20 protein-coding genes are annotated in these 16,587 nt (G+C 41.1%); 9 read left to right on the top strand and 11 right to left on the bottom strand.

Annotated elements, in window-relative coordinates; all coding sequences use genetic code 11:
• Nucleotides 1–11 precede the first annotated feature (11 nt).
• Entirely contained in the window at nucleotides 12–1,478 is a 1,467-nt protein-coding gene (gene katA / locus QMA01_RS12020; RefSeq protein ID WP_290215079.1) for a catalase KatA, read from the top strand.
• Nucleotides 1,479–1,621: 143 nt separating this feature from the next.
• Here katA and QMA01_RS12015 read toward each other — a convergent pair whose 3' ends face one another.
• Nucleotides 1,622–3,025 (bottom strand): protoporphyrinogen oxidase, encoded by a 1,404-nt coding sequence (locus tag QMA01_RS12015; RefSeq protein ID WP_290186269.1) that lies wholly within the window; start codon nucleotides 3,023–3,025, stop codon nucleotides 1,622–1,624.
• A gap of 155 nt (nucleotides 3,026–3,180) precedes the next feature.
• Between QMA01_RS12015 and QMA01_RS12010 the strand changes: the two genes are divergently transcribed.
• The 3 genes from QMA01_RS12010 to QMA01_RS12000 all read left to right on the top strand — a co-directional run bounded on the left by QMA01_RS12010 (nucleotide 3,181) and on the right by QMA01_RS12000 (nucleotide 5,867).
• Nucleotides 3,181–3,738 (top strand): nitroreductase family protein, encoded by a 558-nt coding sequence (locus QMA01_RS12010; RefSeq protein ID WP_290215190.1) that lies wholly within the window; start codon nucleotides 3,181–3,183, stop codon nucleotides 3,736–3,738.
• Nucleotides 3,739–3,897: 159 nt separating this feature from the next.
• A complete protein-coding gene (locus QMA01_RS12005; RefSeq protein ID WP_191715334.1) occupies nucleotides 3,898–5,328 on the top strand; it encodes an FAD-binding oxidoreductase in 1,431 nt (476 codons plus the stop codon).
• Nucleotides 5,325–5,867, top strand: a complete 543-nt coding sequence (locus QMA01_RS12000; protein WP_290186273.1) for an MFS transporter — start codon at nucleotides 5,325–5,327, stop codon at nucleotides 5,865–5,867. The genes QMA01_RS12005 and QMA01_RS12000 overlap by 4 nt, the downstream gene beginning before the upstream one ends.
• Nucleotides 5,868–5,951: 84 nt before the next feature.
• On the opposite strand, the gene coaW is transcribed toward QMA01_RS12000, so the two are convergent.
• Nucleotides 5,952–6,767, bottom strand: coding sequence for a type II pantothenate kinase (gene coaW, locus QMA01_RS11995; protein ID WP_290215189.1), 816 nt, complete (start codon nucleotides 6,765–6,767; stop codon nucleotides 5,952–5,954).
• Between the two features lie 363 nt (nucleotides 6,768–7,130).
• Here coaW and QMA01_RS11990 point away from each other — a divergent pair, with 363 nt between their 5' ends.
• Together QMA01_RS11990 and QMA01_RS11985 are read left to right on the top strand one after the other, a co-directional pair.
• Nucleotides 7,131–7,946: a lipid II flippase Amj family protein gene (locus QMA01_RS11990; protein ID WP_290215078.1), complete on the top strand. Its 816-nt coding sequence runs from the start codon at nucleotides 7,131–7,133 to the stop codon at nucleotides 7,944–7,946.
• A gap of 496 nt (nucleotides 7,947–8,442) precedes the next feature.
• Nucleotides 8,443–8,898, top strand: coding sequence for a GNAT family N-acetyltransferase (locus tag QMA01_RS11985; protein ID WP_290215077.1), 456 nt, complete (start codon nucleotides 8,443–8,445; stop codon nucleotides 8,896–8,898).
• Nucleotides 8,899–9,266: 368 nt separating this feature from the next.
• On the opposite strand, the gene QMA01_RS11980 is transcribed toward QMA01_RS11985, so the two are convergent.
• The 3 genes from QMA01_RS11980 to QMA01_RS11970 form a co-directional block, all read right to left on the bottom strand.
• Nucleotides 9,267–9,872, bottom strand: coding sequence for a VanZ family protein (locus QMA01_RS11980; RefSeq protein WP_290215076.1), 606 nt, complete (start codon nucleotides 9,870–9,872; stop codon nucleotides 9,267–9,269).
• 15 nt (nucleotides 9,873–9,887) lie between these two features.
• The gene (locus tag QMA01_RS11975) at nucleotides 9,888–10,097 is read right to left on the bottom strand and encodes a hypothetical protein (RefSeq protein WP_290215075.1); all 210 of its coding nucleotides are present in this window, start codon (nucleotides 10,095–10,097) and stop codon (nucleotides 9,888–9,890) included.
• A 131-nt stretch (nucleotides 10,098–10,228) separates the two neighbouring features.
• A complete protein-coding gene (locus QMA01_RS11970; protein ID WP_290215074.1) occupies nucleotides 10,229–10,384 on the bottom strand; it encodes a hypothetical protein in 156 nt (51 codons plus the stop codon).
• 236 nt (nucleotides 10,385–10,620) lie between these two features.
• Between QMA01_RS11970 and QMA01_RS11965 the strand changes: the two genes are divergently transcribed.
• A complete protein-coding gene (locus QMA01_RS11965; protein ID WP_290215073.1) occupies nucleotides 10,621–10,893 on the top strand; it encodes a hypothetical protein in 273 nt (90 codons plus the stop codon).
• 123 nt (nucleotides 10,894–11,016) lie between these two features.
• Here the strand turns inward: QMA01_RS11965 and QMA01_RS11960 are convergent, their stop codons facing one another.
• The 4 genes from QMA01_RS11960 to QMA01_RS11945 all read right to left on the bottom strand — a co-directional run bounded on the left by QMA01_RS11960 (nucleotide 11,017) and on the right by QMA01_RS11945 (nucleotide 13,046).
• Nucleotides 11,017–11,691 carry a hypothetical protein gene (locus QMA01_RS11960; RefSeq protein ID WP_290215072.1) on the bottom strand — a complete coding sequence of 225 codons (675 nt, stop codon included), beginning with the start codon at nucleotides 11,689–11,691 and terminating at the stop codon, nucleotides 11,017–11,019.
• A gap of 130 nt (nucleotides 11,692–11,821) precedes the next feature.
• A complete protein-coding gene (locus tag QMA01_RS11955) occupies nucleotides 11,822–12,316 on the bottom strand; it encodes a WapI family immunity protein (protein ID WP_290215071.1) in 495 nt (164 codons plus the stop codon).
• 109 nt (nucleotides 12,317–12,425) lie between these two features.
• Complete coding sequence (locus tag QMA01_RS11950) at nucleotides 12,426–12,764, bottom strand: hypothetical protein (protein WP_191715255.1); 339 nt, start codon at nucleotides 12,762–12,764, stop codon at nucleotides 12,426–12,428.
• An 18-nt stretch (nucleotides 12,765–12,782) separates the two neighbouring features.
• Entirely contained in the window at nucleotides 12,783–13,046 is a 264-nt protein-coding gene (locus QMA01_RS11945; RefSeq protein WP_191715254.1) for a hypothetical protein, read from the bottom strand.
• A 277-nt stretch (nucleotides 13,047–13,323) separates the two neighbouring features.
• Between QMA01_RS11945 and QMA01_RS11940 the strand changes: the two genes are divergently transcribed.
• Both QMA01_RS11940 and QMA01_RS11935 read left to right on the top strand, forming a co-directional pair.
• On the top strand, nucleotides 13,324–14,073 hold the full coding sequence (locus tag QMA01_RS11940; RefSeq protein WP_290215070.1) for a hypothetical protein: 750 nt from the start codon (nucleotides 13,324–13,326) through the stop codon (nucleotides 14,071–14,073).
• Between the two features lie 190 nt (nucleotides 14,074–14,263).
• Complete coding sequence (locus QMA01_RS11935) at nucleotides 14,264–14,521, top strand: hypothetical protein (RefSeq protein ID WP_290215069.1); 258 nt, start codon at nucleotides 14,264–14,266, stop codon at nucleotides 14,519–14,521.
• A 225-nt stretch (nucleotides 14,522–14,746) separates the two neighbouring features.
• Here the strand turns inward: QMA01_RS11935 and QMA01_RS11930 are convergent, their stop codons facing one another.
• Entirely contained in the window at nucleotides 14,747–15,193 is a 447-nt protein-coding gene (locus QMA01_RS11930; RefSeq protein ID WP_191715251.1) for a hypothetical protein, read from the bottom strand.
• A 297-nt stretch (nucleotides 15,194–15,490) separates the two neighbouring features.
• Nucleotides 15,491–16,570 carry a M42 family metallopeptidase gene (locus QMA01_RS11925; RefSeq protein ID WP_290186299.1) on the bottom strand — a complete coding sequence of 360 codons (1,080 nt, stop codon included), beginning with the start codon at nucleotides 16,568–16,570 and terminating at the stop codon, nucleotides 15,491–15,493.
• Nucleotides 16,571–16,587: the final 17 nt, after the last annotated feature.

Below are 16,587 nucleotides of genomic sequence, written 5' to 3'. Positions count from 1 at the left end.
GTGTTCGATTCATGAGTACAAACAAAACAGGTTTAACAACCAGCTGGGGTGCCCCAGTCGGAGACAACCAAAACTCACAGACAGCCGGACAACGCGGCCCAGTTCTATTGCAAGATGTTCATCTTCTTGAAAAACTTGCACACTTCAACAGAGAACGTGTTCCTGAGCGTGTAGTACATGCTAAAGGCGCAGGCGCTCATGGTTATTTCGAAGTCACTAATGATGTATCTAAATATACAAAAGCTGCTTTCCTATCAGAAGTCGGCAAGAAAACTGAACTATTCGCCCGTTTCTCAACAGTTGCAGGCGAACTTGGATCTGCTGATACTGTCCGCGATCCACGTGGCTTCTCGTTGAAATTCTATACAGAAGAAGGAAACTATGACCTAGTCGGCAACAACACGCCAATCTTCTTCATTCAGGATGCAATTAAATTCCCTGATTTTATCCATACTCAAAAACGTGATCCACGTACGCACTTGAAAAACCCTAACGCAGTGTGGGACTTCTGGTCATTATCACCAGAATCGTTGCACCAAGTCACTTACTTGATGGGCGACCGCGGAATTCCTGCAACACTTCGCCACATGCATGGTTTTGGTAGCCATACATTCAAATGGACAAACGCTGAAGGCGAATCTGTTTGGATCAAATACCACATCTTGACTGAGCAAGGCATCCAAAACATCACGCAGGAAGTAGCTGACAAAATCGCTGGCGAAAATCCTGATTTCCACACAGAAGACCTTTTCAACGCCATTGAAGAAGGCGACTTCCCTGCTTGGAAAATGTATGTACAAGTTATGCCGTTGGAAGATGCGAACACATATCGCTTCGACCCATTCGATGTAACGAAAACATGGTCTCACAAAGACTACCCACTGATCGAAGTTGGCCGCATGGTGCTTAACCGCAACCCAGAGAACTATTTTGCTGAAGTCGAGCAAGCCACTTTCTCTCCAGGTACATTGGTTCCTGGCATCGACGTATCACCGGATAAAATGCTTCAAGGCCGTTTGTTCGCATACCATGATGCACACCGTTACCGCGTAGGCGCTAACCACCAGATGCTGCCGATCAACGCAGCGAAAAACCAAGTCAACAACTACCAACGCGATGGCCAAATGAACTTCGGCAATAACGGAGGCGGTTCTGTTTATTACGAGCCAAACAGCTACGGCGGACCAACTGAAACTGCAGCTGCTAAACCAGCTCCACTTGAAGTAACCGGCGTTACGGATTCAGTGCCATATTTCAAAGAAGACTATTACACACAACCAGGCGACCTTTACCGCCTGCAAAGCCCAGAAGAGCAAGAACGTCTTGTGGCAACATTCGTTGGCGGCTTAAGCGCTGTCGACAAAGAAGACATCAAGCTTCGCCAAATCAGCCATTTGTACAAAGCAGATGCTGAATTCGGTAAACGCGTAGCTGAAGGCCTTGGTCTTTCAGTTCCCGATCTTACTGAAACAAAGTAATTAATTGATAAAAATCTACCGATATTCTCAATTAGCCGTTTGTCCTTTTTAGGGATAAACGGCTTTTTTGATTTTAGAGATAAAAATTCAGCTATTAATTTTTTGTTAGCCATCAAAAAAGAGACCCGCTAAGGTCTCTTTTCCTACTCGTTCTCTACATCAACTAATTGATTGGCAATGATTTTTGCCAAATCAGCACCGTTTTGGATACAAGCACCAATGCCTACGCCAAAATAAGAAGAACCCGCCAGTTTCACGTTAGGCACTGAGCTCTCCATTTTCAGCTCCAACGCACTGATCGCTGTTTTATGGCCCATATGGTAGTTAGGCATGAGATCTTTCCAACCCGTCACTTCAACAGCCATAGGTATTTCCTCGATTCCCAAGCTTTTTCGGACATCTTCTCTTGCCACTTTGACCAGTTCGTCTTCAGACAAATCCTTCAGCATGCCATAGCTGGGATGCGAGCTCTTGTAGAATAGCCGAACCAGCAATTTATGGCTCTTCGACGTATGGCTCCACTTCCGGCTGGTCCATGTGCAGGCATTGCAATGCAGATCGCTTTCTTGTGAGACGATAAAACCGGTCCCATCTTCCGGCAACTGCTTGTCTGGAATATCAAACCCCATGTAGACACTGATCAATGACGAATTCAGGAATTGGTCGAATTCATTATCCAACTCTTTTATTCCTAAAAGCTTCTGGGCCACTTGATGAGGCGTCGCTAAAATCACATAATCCGCCTCTATCGCTTCTCCGTCTTCGAGCTCAACCAAGTAACGTTCTCCGTCTTTCTTAACCGATCGGGTTCCAGTCCCTTTCAGAATACGGACATCTTCCAATTTGTTCTCCAAGCCATCGATCAGAACCTGCATCCCTTGATCAAAAGAAATGAACTTCTTATTCACCGCCCCTTGGAAAAACTCTTTGTTCGCTTCAAACCCCTTAATGATGCTGCCGTATTTATTTTTGTAATCAACCAGATACGGCAATGTCGAAGCCAGGGTCAATTCGTGTAGATTCCCCGAATAGACCCCTGATAAAACAGGTGCAATTTGGTTTTCGACCAATTCCTTGCCAAGAAACGCTTCAAGAAACTCTCCAATTGAGCTGTCCCGTGTAAAGCTGTTGTTGGCACTGTCCAAGTCCTTCAACGCCTCTTGTTTTCCTTCTTCAGAAACAAGCGTCGAACTGAAGAGCGCTTCTTTACTCATAGGAATGCCAAATACCGTATCCTTTGGAATGGCATGCAGCACATTATTGGCATATAAATAAGAAATTCCTGTGCCGTTGTAGACAACCCGTTCCTTAAGCCCAAGGTCTTCAATCAGCGGCATGACGCTGGCATGGCGTGCAACGATGGAATCCGCTCCAACTTCCATAATAAATTCATCGTCTGCTACCGTCTTAATCTTGCCGCCTAACTGCGGTTCCCGTTCAATCAGCACCAGCTCAAGATCAAGGTTTTCCTGCTGGTTCAGCTTCTGTAAATAATACATGGCGGAAAGGCCGGTGATGCCTCCCCCGATGACTACAGCTTTTTTCAACTTAATCCACTCCTTGCTTATGCTTCTATTCTACCAATATTTCGGGCTGTCAGCCTTGTTCTTTTTGTCTGTTTTGATACGCTTTTCTGGCCTGTACATGGTAGGATGAAGATAGATACCCGCATGTACATTGCGAAAAGGAGAGACTTACAATGATGAACGCTATTGATCAAAATATAATGGAAAGACGCTCAATCAAGAAATTCAAGGTTGATGCTGTCAATGTCGAAGAGATCATCGAGCTTTTGAACGTGGCTAAATGGGCACCGAACCATAAAGTCAATGAACCTTGGCGTTTTCTGCTGTATACAGACGGCGGAAAAGAAAAGTTCGTCCAGGCGTTTCTTGAAGCCATGCGTACACCGGATGGAGAAATCCCGCCCAAAGCGCTGAATAAAGCCGATTACTTCCGCAGCATTCCGTTGCACCTGGTTGTCGTCATGCCTGAAGATCCGAGACAAAGAAGATGGGATGAAGACTACGGCGCAGTTTCTTCCATGCTGCAAAACTTCCAGCTGGCTGCATGGGAACGCGGCATCGGCATGATCTGGCGCTCCAACGACTGGATCTACAACCCCGTGTTCCGCGAAGCCATCGGCGTGAAGCCCGGCGAGAAAATCATCGCTACGATGATGATCGGCTACCCTGCCCATGTTCCCGCAAAGCAGGAGCGTACCGATATCCGCGAAAAACTGACCATCATCAGCGAATAAGAAGCAGGTTCAGAGATGCCCCAGACGCGGCGTCTCTTTTTTAAATTCCAATCCGTAAGAAAGAATTCATCTTTATCTATTATTTACGTAACATGGGAACCATTCCGTATCGTTGCGGTCTTATCAATAAAGTAATTTGAGCGAAGGGATGGCGGTAGGATGAAAACAGTTTGGATGGTCCTTCTCTACCTGTGCATCTTCAGCTTGTCCATTTACCTTTATTCGGTACAATCAAATGGCCCCGCTGACGAACTGCATCAGCGGCTTTTGCCCGTCGACATTAAAACCGTGAAGGCAGGCATGAGCAAGGCGGAGCTTCAGGAAATCGTTACAGAAGCCAAGAAAAACGAAGATATCCTCTCCATCGCAGGCATGCAGCATAGCCAAGGCGGACAGACGGTGTACCCGAACGGCATCATGATCGATATGAAGCCATACAATCAAATCTTGGAAGTCGACCTGCAAGCAAAAACAGTGACAGTCCAAAGCGGTGCGACATGGGCGGACATTCAGGAAGCCATCAACCCACATGGTTTATCGCTGAAAGTCAGCCAATCACAGAATATCTTCACGGTTGGCGGTTCGCTGAGCGTCAACGCCCATGGACTGGACATCCGCAACGGGGGTCTATCGGATACGGTGTCCTCGATGCGTTTCATGAATGCGGATGGAAAAATTCTTCAGTTAAGTCCCACAGAAAACAGGGAGTTGTTTGCTGCTGTCATCGGCGGCTATGGCTTGTTCGGCATCATCTTGGATGTCACGCTCCAGCTTACGGACGATGAGTTGTATGAAATCGAAACAAACAGCATGTCTTACAGTGATTATCCTTCTTATTTCAAACAGCAAGTAAAAGATGACCCAGAGGCCGCCATGCACTTGGCCCGCATTTCCATTTCACCCGAAACTTTTATGGAAGAGATGTACACCATCACTTACAAGTCTGCACAAGACCAGAAGCAGCTGGCTGACTACCAAAAGTTGAAGACTGAAAACCTCATCGCTGTGCCGAAGTTTTTCCTTGGCCTTTCGCGCATTAACGATGCCGGCAAAAACAGCTTTTGGGAAACCCAAAAAATCTACACAGAAAAAATCGATGGCAATCTGGTTTCCCGAAACAATGCCATGCGATCAGATTCAGAATTTATGGAGTACGACAATAGCCGAAAAACCGAAATTCTTCAGGAATACTTTGTTCCGATCGGGCAATTTGAAGAATATATCCCTGCTTTGAAAGCTGTGCTTGAAGCTCACCCCGATTTCAATTTATTGAATGTCACCATCCGTTATGTTGAACAAAATGACAATGCGGTCCTGTCCTACGCCAAAGAGGACATGTTTTCGCTTGTGCTGTTGATCAATCAGGGAACCGATGCAGAAAGTGTGGAAAAGACGCAGGAAGTTGTGCGCGAAATGATCGATGCTACACTTGCGCATGACGGCAGTTATTACTTGCCTTATTTCGGTTATCCCACAAAAAAACAAATGGAGAAAGCTTATCCGAGAACTGGAGAATTTTTCGAACTGAAGGACCGTTTTGATCCGGACCATCGCTTCATGAATTTATTTTACGAGGAGTATCGCCCATGAACTACAAACGTTTCATTTACTACCAAGGCACCATCGGCATGGCCTCCAGCATGATATTCCCGTTTTATATTCTGTTGATCCGGAACGTCGGCGACAGCTATGCCCAGTTTGGCTGGGCATACGGCCTGTTCGCTTTGACCGCTGCCCTGTGCTACCCGCTGATTGGAAAATATGCAGACCGGGTCGGAGACAAAACCCTGCTTTCCATCTACTCCTGGGGAATGGCGATTTTGTTGCTGTTCTTTCCGCTGGCCTCAGAGGTTTGGCATGTATACATGCTGCAAATACTTATGGGCGTCTTGGGAGCTGTTCAGAAAAACTCTGAAAAAACGGTTTTGGCACGCTATGTGACAAAAGAAATCGCTGGGACACAAATCGGAAACTACCATGTCTGGACATCGGTCGCCGCGGCCATTGCCGTCATCGCCACAGGCTACCTCGTCGATTTTCTGACGATTGCCAGCATTTTTTATATTGCTTCCCTGGTCTTTGCCTGGAGCGGGCTGCAGCTTTGGAAACTTGAAACTGCAAAAACGTAATATCAACTCTTCTTTCCATTAAAAAAGGCGTCTTCCATCCTGCCATCACAATGGCTGGACAGAAGACGTCTTTTTACAGAGAAGTTATACAGTCTTTTTGTTTAAAACAGACATGGCGCCCATCGCTCCTGAGAACTCTCCATTATCGGGAAACACGGGAACAGAGCCGCGCAGAATCGTATAACTTTTCACCACTTCTTTTAATAATGGGTTGTCGATGAAAGAAGAACCGATATACACAATGGTTGAGCTTCTGCATTGCCGTGCTGCTTGAACGCTCACCGTACTGACCGTTTCGCCAACCAACCCGATGACCGTGGCCAACAACTCTTCTTTTGTCAGATCACTTGAAATCGAAAATAAGTCTTGCCCAAAATTACTGGCCGTCAATTCACCCGAAATCGGAGGCTCCTTGCCTTCGTAGATATGCTTGACCTTCAAATCGATCCGGTCACGGGATCCCTGGCTCGCCAACGCCACAATCTCATCGTAACGGGTAACACCCGTCAATAGATGGCTCAAGCCAATCAATGTTCCGCCACCGACTCCGGTACCGCCTAAGCGCTCCTGGACATTGTCCTGAATGCAATGGATGGAAGTTCCGGTTCCCACATTCGTCACCAGATAAGCATCCTCCAGAAGGTCCATCTCTTTAAGCAATACTTGTACACCAAGGTGTGTCGCTTCAAATTCCACCATTTCCTGTGCTGGCTGATCGAGCAAGGAAACCAGAACACCCGATTTTCCTCCTGTCACACAAACCTGACAGTCGCCAAGACCATTTACCCAGCCGGCAACCCGCTCAATTTCAGCAATCGGATATTTTTCAAAATGGACTTTCCCTTTTTCGGTATACGCCACTTTGATCAACGTACCGCCTGCATCTATTCCGACAATCATTTCCGCACCTGCTCTTTCTCGCATCCTTCTATAAAAATGCCAGATAATTTATAAACATATGATGAAATTCTACCATACTCGATTATTTTATGGGAGATGTTTGCAAGTTGAATCAGTTAGCTATCTTTTTGGGGTGTTATCTACCGTCTTGCTGCGGTGAGCGCTACGTAAAAAAGAACCCCATCAAAGTCTTGCTCCAAAGAGGGCTGATTATAAGTGTTGTGCTCTACTTCCGATAATCCCTCATATGTAAACTCCTGAATTTTTCTGAAAATATCAAATTGGCAATCAATATTTCTATTTTTCATTTTTAAACTGCAAGGCTATGGTAATATAAGGATAAAAATAAAAGTAGGTTTTCTTTTGGAACTTTTCACAGAGAAATTAATTTTGATTGCTCTATTCGTTTTGATCATCCACTCCATCGAAACATTGGCCTATGCCGTGCGCTTATCCGGAGTAAGAGTACGCCTATTGGCCTCTGCTCTGTCTTTGTTCAATGTCATGGTAATGGTTTCTCGTTTGGCAAATATGATGCAGCAACCATTTACTGGGAGTTTAATTGACTCTGCTCCAGAGACGAATACATTTGAATTCGTCGAGGCTCAATACCGGATGATCATCGGTTCCTCTACTATCGGAACGATCCTAGGAATACTTTTGCTTCCAACTTTCATCTCTATTTTTTCACGTGCTATCATTCATCTTTCAGCCGAAAGGGGATCCATACCTGGGCTGGTCAAAAAAGGGATGAATATCGGCTATATCAAAAGAGGAATTGGGCACATTCATCTGCCAAAGCTCTCTTACTTAAAAGGCGTCCGTTTAAAAGACATTCCGGTCCAGTTATTTTTTATTAATATGATTATTACGGCGGTTTATACAATCGGTGTTCTTTCTGCACTTTATGCAGCAATCATTGTTCCCGAAAGAGCTGCTACAGCAATCATGGCTTCTGGTCTAATAAATGGATTGGCCACCATCCTGCTCATTGTTTTCGTCGATCCGAAAATCTCTGTGTTAGCCGATGATGTCCTCAATCGGCGCGGTAGCTACTTGAATCTTAAAAGTATTGCTGTAATGATGATCGCTTCCCGATTACTGGGTACGGTACTTGCCCAATTATTCTTTTTACCCGGGGCAAGGTACATTGCCTGGTTCACGAAATTTATTGTGTAACTTAACAATTACAGGTTGTTATTCAAAATAAAATTGTCTTTATAAATAAAGGAAGACTGGATGCAAGGTTGTAGGCATCCAGTCTTCCTTTGTACTACCGATAACTCAATGATCTGTAAACTCGTAGCTATTTAAATTAAGATTTTGAACCCTTATAGAATAGCCTTTTAAATGTATCATTTCTTCTAACATTTCACATGCTGTTCTTGTTCTTCGAAATTCACTGGAATAAGCATTTTGAATGTAACATAATTTAGATTAAGTTACATTCAGATCCCCATTTCATTATTGGTATATTATTCCTAAAATGCCTAGGAAAGGGCAATAATAAATGCTATAGTCAAAAGGCCCGGAAATTTCATTAAACGGGCCATAGCTATTTGAGGAGGCGTTCATTATGACAAACAACATCACCGTTACCATCAATGAGTACAAGGGGATAACGCCTAATTAACTTTTCTATTTCGCGTTCCCCGAAAATCGAAAGGGGAAAATTATGAATACAGAAAATGTGAAAATCGTCGAATTAAACACAGAAAACTGGTATGACTGCTGTGAACTAGAGGTATCAGATGAACAAACGCAATACATGGAACCAAATGCCGTATCGATCGCTCAGTCAAAGTTTGAAACTAGCTTAAAACCTTATGCCATCTATACAGGCGATAAAGCGGTTGGCTTTTTGATGTATAACTCTGTTCCAGAAGAACTTGACGGCTATTGGGTATACCGAATAATGGTAGACAAAGCCTTCCAAGGCCAAGGAATTGGGAAAGCTGCAACTAAATTGATGATTGCTGAGATGGCCAAATCACTGAATGCCACAAAAATTGTGGTCGGCTATCACCCAGACAACTTGAATGCCCATAATTTATATGCGAGTTTGGGATTTGAGGACCATGGAGATCGATTTGGCAAAGAAATGGCCGTTGTAAAACAGCTAATCGATTAATAAATTAAAACTATATTTTAGTGAAAGGGCCTTTTTAAAGGTCCTTTTTCTTTTATAAAAAATCAGTATTTCCTTTGTTCTGAATGTAACTTAATTGCCAATAAGTTACATTCACTTTGTGGTTTTAGTTTTTGGTATCTCTTTTCATAATGGTCAGCTGTTTTTTTAGAAATTGGATGTTCAAGACTACGAAAAATAAAGCCACAAAAAGAATTCCTGAAAACAATTGGTCATCACGATTCAGAAATAGTTCAGATAACACAATAAAAATTAGAATAAATCCTACAAAACCTAAAATGTTATGAAAGATGCTGCTCGATTTTTTCAAGATTTTCACCTCTCTTCATTCTCTTATTATTGAGTCTTTCCTAGAATCTGAATGGAGTAGAGAGTTTGTTTCTTAGAATTCGATTATAGACACGACCTAATACAAAATACGCTAAACACCCACCAACAGTATTTAAAATTAAATCATCCATATCAAAAGATCCACGCTTTGTAACAAACTGAAGCCCCTCTATTGTCAAACTACTGTAAAGAATGACTTGCCATGAAATAGCGAATTTTATATTCTTTATTCGCAAATACCCTCCTAGAGGTACAAGCAATAGCACGTTAATTAATATAGCAGCTATAAATGTTGATGGGTTTACTTCGGAAGCATAACTTAAGAAATGGAAAGGTACGAAGTTGTAGTCGTATGTTTTCGAATCTCCTTTAAAAAGAGTAATGGAAACTAAAAGGATCAGGTACAGTATCATAGCCAATTCTGTATAGACAGAATCAATTTCAAATTCTTTCATCAGAAACTTTAAACATCCAAAAATGACAAAACCCAGTAAGCATCTCCCAAGTATGTAAGGCACCGATGAAGAAGCAAAAATCACAATTATTTCATCAATAAGGTAGTACATAACGAGCTGCGAGGTTAGTAGCGAAAAGACTATTAATATAAAGTTTTTAAACAACTGCATTTTTTCACCTCAAAATCAGATAAGTTCATGTTTTTTTTCCAGTTTGTCATTTAATCTAACTAATTGATTGATGATAACAATAAGTAAAATTCCTATGACAATTGCAAATGCATAGAGCAACACTTCATCACTATCACTCATGGTGAAAATTAAAAGAGTCAAAATCGCATAAAATCCGATAATAGATAATAAAACGGTAATTAAGGCATTTAAGATATATTTCACACAAGTCCACCTCTTCCTAAGCTCTCAAGGGTTCTGAATGTGACTTAACTGTACTTATGTTACATTCAGATTCAATAAAAAGCCGTGCTCTTTTTTCGAACACGACCTTTAATTTGCGTATTCTATTTTAGTTAAGCTTGTCTTCTGTATTCGAATTTTTTTATAAGATGATCAATTCTTAGCGCAATATAAATCAAGACTATTGCCGCAATAGCTTCCCAGATCCCCCCGAAAAAGAATCCGATGGCTGCACCAAAAGCGATGTAAATAGCTAACGTTTTCTCCACCCCAATAACCCCCTCTATTTCTAAATATTAGTATAACTGAAAAAGAACACGAGGTTATTTTAATTTTTGTGAGCCCTTATGAATTGGAATTTTGAATGTAACTTAATTACCAATAAGTTACATTCAAATTCATCAAAAAATTCCTGAGAAAGTCTTCTTTTTTGAAAAATCGAAACTTTATTCGAAGTTAGTTAGTATAGTAATTACAAACTTGCTGAGCAAAGGGGGGAATTAATTTGAACAGCGAAAAAGAATATAGCTTGAAGTACCATATGACTGGTTTTTCTGTTGCTTTCTCCATTATTCTTATCAGTTACATTGATGAATATATTTATGACTTCCGCACGTTAATAGGAGCTATTTTAGCAGGTGTTTTAGCTTATATTTTAAGTTCTTTTTTTGGAAAACTTTCATTTTTGGACAAAGAGATCAGTAAAAGAACGAACAGAATTCTTACAGCCCTGGCTATATTTCTAATCTTCTTTTCGTTTTATCTATTCCAACTATAAAAATGAGCATACATACAAAAGAGTTGCTGATTTTTTGAGATCTGCAACTCTTTTATTTTACAGGTTTCGAATGTAACTTAATTGCTAATAAGTTACATTCAAAACCAAAATATTTTATTCAGTTTAGAAGCCTTCATAAATTGTTATTTTCCATGGGAGCCACATCAAGTCTTCTTCTGCTCCTACCAGGTCCTTGAGCACATCATTCGTGTAACGAGCAAGCTCTTCTGCCTTCTGCCGTTCTGGAAACAAACCGTATTTATTGATTGAAAGGTTCCGATCAAAAGCCAGGTAATCCTGTAGCAAGTCATTACCCAGGAAGGAAAGGAACCTCCCGCCAAGTTCATACCCCGCAATGTCGTAGCCGGCGAATATCCCGCTGCTGGCTGGCTGCTTTTTCTCCAGGCAGAGGACGACACCTTCACCGTTCATGTCATTGCTATGATCCCGCCAGTCGTGAAAGTTTGGAAGATGTTTCTCGTCAAGGCTGATGCCGATCAGACTCACCGATGGATCCTGAGTTCTTGCTTCTCGGAAGCCTTCCCGTGCTTCTTCCAACGTACCAAATAGCATAGATACCAAGACCTTATCCAGCACCGTTTTGGATAAAACGGGTGTCGGCCTTTTGGGCTTTCTGCCCGACCAAATGTCAAAAATGTTGGGAAAGACGCCGCCCACTTCCTCATCCATCGAAATCAGCTTTTCGACGCAAAATCCACCGTCGACCACTTGTTTAAGATAATAAGCTTGATTGGCGCTTGCTGCAGAAAGAAGAAAATAGCCGCCACTGTATTCCATCTGTTGCCCCTCCATTTTTGGTCTTCTGTTTTGCAACCAAAGAAATTGCCGAATTGAATGTAACTTAATTCACAATAAGTTACATTCAAAACCAAAATAAATATCTTTAAGTGTCTCCTATAAAGCGCTTTTATTTTCTTTTAGAACTGCGCATTTTTCTAAAAAGATCAGTTACATGGCTTATTAAGTCATTTGGGTGTTCAAGCACAGGGAATTCTGACAGCACTTCATCCAGTTCCTTAACCAATTGATTTAAATAGCTCTGATCCGAACCAAAGTCAAAAGTAAGAACAGCTCCGGTGCTGATCGGATAACGAGTGCTCACTTCCCAATAAATTCCTCCAAAAGAATCCATCACAGCTTTTGCTTCAATAGCATTCTCTATTGAAATTAAGGAGGCCGTTCCTTTTAACTCTTGATTCATGGCAGCTAATTGATCACGAAATTCTTTAAGTTCTTCAGCTCTTAAATCCGCAAGAAAATTAGCGGAATATCCTGGGATTTCGATTCTTATGGCTGCCTTAACCCAATCCCCTTCCCATGAACCAATTGATTCAGGATAAAGCCTTTCCAATATCTTAATTTCAATTTTGGTTTCTAATCCTAAAATATCCAGCTTTTTCATAGGACACCCTCTTTTTCTAAAGCATCGTTTTGTTTTTTAGTCTAATAATCTTTTAACTGAATGTAACTTAACTGCACATAAGTTACATTCAATCCCTAGTCTTTGTTGGTTATTTTCCGTCTAACTCAGCTGCCCATTCTTTAAACCAATCGGGGGGCAATTCCAACTTGGAGAGGTCCATCTTCATCAGCTTTTCATGAGAATAAAACTCGTACCAATGCAAGTCCCATTGACACTCAATATCTCTTGCAATAAGAAAAGCCAATTCCTCCTGACCATCTAAATCTTCATCTTCCCAAGCCATCGTTAAATTATCGCACCACATGCAAAAATCTACTTGAGGAAATGAGTTTTCCCTCTTGCATATGGCATCTAAAAGCGCTTTAAGATTTTCAGAGGAATAGGGAAGATGGATGCTGGTTTCATTCCAATTCCATTCCAAATCCACATTTAACACTCCTGTCATTTATTTGTTCCAGATCCTTGCCCATAAACTTCGGGTGTCTTTTTTGGGTATTACTGGCTCAGATTCGCTTTCTGGCTGCTGTGAGGACAATTCTGGCGAATCTAGCTCTGGTTCTTCGGGCGTTGGTGCAGCTAGTTGCTTCTGATTCTCTTCTATCCGATCCAGTTTATGCTTCATCTCTTCCAAGACTTCCACAAACAATCGTAACGTTGAAGGAGAAATATTTAATTGCTTGCAAACTTCGCTGGTGTCATCATCAGTCACTCACCACCTCTTTTGTTTCATGTTATAAGAGTTCGATCCTACTTGCATCTTCTTTTTTCAGCAAAAGGTTCTTAGAGAAAAGGTAGTTCTAGATTGTTAAGTGGAGGCTAAGTACATCTTAGAAACAAAAGGCCGATTGCAATATGTCAAAAAGACTTTATGAACGTTCCATTATGCTAAAATTCAATGTAAGAACATTGGAATTATTCTAGAAGTAACAAGCTATTCCTATTTGCGTAGTTGCAGAAATAATTACAAAAAGAAAGGGGTAATCCAAATGAAACATATTTATGCCTTTGAGGAAATAAGAGACTATGAAAACTACCATGACATTATTCAACGTTTCAGTAAACGACTGAATGATTATCAACTCATATTAGAAAAAGAATATTTTTTATTAGATAAACCAAAAGGAATTGTTTGGACATCAGTAGAGGCAGCAACAACTATTTTTTCTGATCTTCCCATTCCAGCATTCACCAATAAAGATACGATATACATATCACCTGATTTAACGGGTTGGAGAAAACTGTTCATCCGACAATTGGAGGGGAAAGACCTTCCAAGTATTCAACGCTTTTACGAACAGCTTTCTGAGAATCACATACTTACAATATTAGGCCACGAATTAACTCATCACTCAGACTTGTTTTTAGATGAATTTGAAGATGAACGGGAAGATAGCATTTGGTTTGAAGAAGGAATGTGTGAGTATTTACCAAGAAAACTCCTTTTGACTGATAAGGAATTTGATGAAATATCAGCGATAGAAAAGGAATTAGTGGGCGTATTTACGGGAGAATACGGGAACCGATCTATAGATGAATTTGGAAGCAATTCCTATACAGCCAGTTTGTCTAGTATCATGTTTGATTACTGGCGAAGTTTCCTTTCAGTCAAGTATCTGGTAGAAGATTGCTTTCAAAATGACGTAAATTTGGTTTTTGAAGAATACCATAAATGGGATAAAGAAGGACGAAAACTATCACTTACTGAACATTTTGGGTTAAATAAGATTTCGATATGAAGCATCATCCCAGAATTTCAATTCTATATTAAGGAGTTTCCCTCTTTTTTAACTATGTATTTTAAAGGTTTACATATCACAAGTTATCGGCAGAGATTGGTGCAACCTTTTTTACTGAATACATGTTTCTTTAAAGTAGAAAACGTTGAAGTTAACTATTTGAAATCTACTACTGGAGGAAATGATGGCTATGGCTGATGATTTATTGGGTATTTTATATTTCTTAATTATTGGTTATGGACCTTTTGTGCTGCTGATTTTATCTATTTTCTTTTTGATAATGGGTTATATGAAATATTCATCGCGATTGGTCCTTGTCAGCATCCTCTTATTTATCCCAGAGCTCCTCGCTCTGTTGTTAATAGAGCTTGAACCCATTTTATATGTGTTCTTACTTCTTCCTGTGATTCAAATTTTTCTTTATTTAAAGATTAGAAAATTAGAATAGAATGAACCACCAGAATCCGAAAATAACATTATAGATAAATGGATTGTTTTCCTTTGTTTATTACATCGTGGAATACTACAATCTTTCTTCACGAGTAATTTGCATATGACCGATTATTAGAAACCGAATTGATAAAAAGAGAAAGGCAATGCTGACTTAATAGCATCGCCTTTCTCTTTTTATTTTCTTATAGGACTTCCGATAATTCAGGATATGTAAACCAAGTTAAATATTTTTTTCATAGTAAGTTAGCTCATAATAGCCGTATTCACTTTCCTCTAACAAAAGTATTTGGTTCAAGTCGATTGAAAATACGAACCAATGTAAGAGCACCCCCCTTGAGAGGTCTTCAATCATCTTATCTGCATGCTGGATTAATTCACTTTTATTAAACTGAACAAGGAAACTGTCTGTACCAAAGTAAAGCACTGTCCCTAGTTTCTCGCTAGCAGAGAAAATTTGACCCATCTGTCTTCGAAGGGTTTCTAAGCTAAGTTCTTCAATTCTTTCTATTACTCCCCCTTGATTTATTTTATTCCATATTTCCTCATCCGCATTAGAGGCTATAAGTTGGTGTGGCGGATAGTTTTTTGATTCAAGCATCTGTATAAATTGTTTTTGTCTTTGAACTACTTTTAATTCATCTATTCTGATACACCTGTCATCCTTCATCGCCAATTCTCCCTTGCTTAGTTCTCCTAGTAAACGATTCTCTTTAACTATACTGAGTGGTAACTGAGACATCCAGAGATATTTGGGAATAAAACCGTTCGCATAAGTACACTTTTACGAACGATTTGAAAAGGGCTGAAAATGACCAAAAAGAACGTTCGTAAACATGTCAAATCACTTTACGAACGTTCGCTGATCCTCACCTACTTTTACGAACAATATGATTTTTGAGGTAATGTAAAATAATTCTACTCAGTAAAAAGCCGGATGTCTTAGTAAGACACCCGGCCACGCTATTCATGTATCTAAAAAATTCTTTCCAACTAACTCTTTTGACGAAAGTACAAATGCTTCTACTAAACGCACGGTATTCTCAAGATCGTCTAAATCAACAACTTCAATCGGGGTATGGGTATAACGTGAAGGAATCGATACGACTCCTGATGAAACTCCAGTAGAAGTCATATGAATGGCTCCCGCATCAGTCCCGATCCCCATGAAAATTTCCTGTTGATAAGGAATATCTTGCTCTCCTGCTACTTTTTCCAAAAGTCCGGTGACCAGCGGATGCGAAATCAATGACTTGTCTGCAATTTTTATGCACGGGCCCTGCCCAAGAACTCTGGTTCCTGTCATCAATACATCATACGTATCACTGGTGGGCGTCGTATCAATCGCCAGTGCAAAGTCCGGTTTCTTGTTCGGCGATAGTACAGAAGCCCCTCTTAACCCCACTTCTTCTTGCACAGTAAAGACGCAGTAGATATCGCCATAGAGTTTCTCGGGATTTGCTTGAAGCCGGTTAATCAGTTCGATCAACACCGCACATCCTGCTCGGTCGTCCAGCGCTTTTCCGACTACCCGATTGCGTTTTTTATCTCCCGCCAACTTCAGGCCGCTGCCATAACTGATTGGCTGCCCCACTTTGATACCCATTTCCAGAACTTCCTCAGCAGAAGCTGCCCCGACATCGATATACATATCCCGATGAGACGCGATCCGCTTTGGATCATCCCATTTCACGTAATGAACAGCCAAAGTTCCGATCACACCTTCTATATAGCCGTCCGTTCCTTTAATAGCAACTGGCTGAGCAAGCAAGACGCGGTTATCGAATCCACCCAGCAGTTCAAAACGCAATGTTCCGTTCGGCTCGATTTTTTTGACGATAAACCCGATTTCATCCGCATGTGCTGCCAATAGGATCGACGGCATTTCCGGATCCGTCCCTTTTACTGTGGCAATCAGATTGCCGAGCGCATCGATTTCCAGCACGTCTACTTTGTCTTGAATTTCATTTTTGATGAAACGCTGTACATCCTGTTCAAAGCCGCTTGGCCCGATCAGTTCACATAAACCTTTCAGTAATTCATACAACAATCATCCACTCCAAA

Source organism: Planococcus notacanthi (genome assembly GCF_030407825.1).
GTDB classification, from domain to species: Bacteria; Bacillota; Bacilli; order Bacillales_A; family Planococcaceae; genus Planococcus; species Planococcus notacanthi.
Note: the sequence above shows the minus strand (reverse complement) of the source record. Positions and strands in the feature narration are given on the sequence as shown.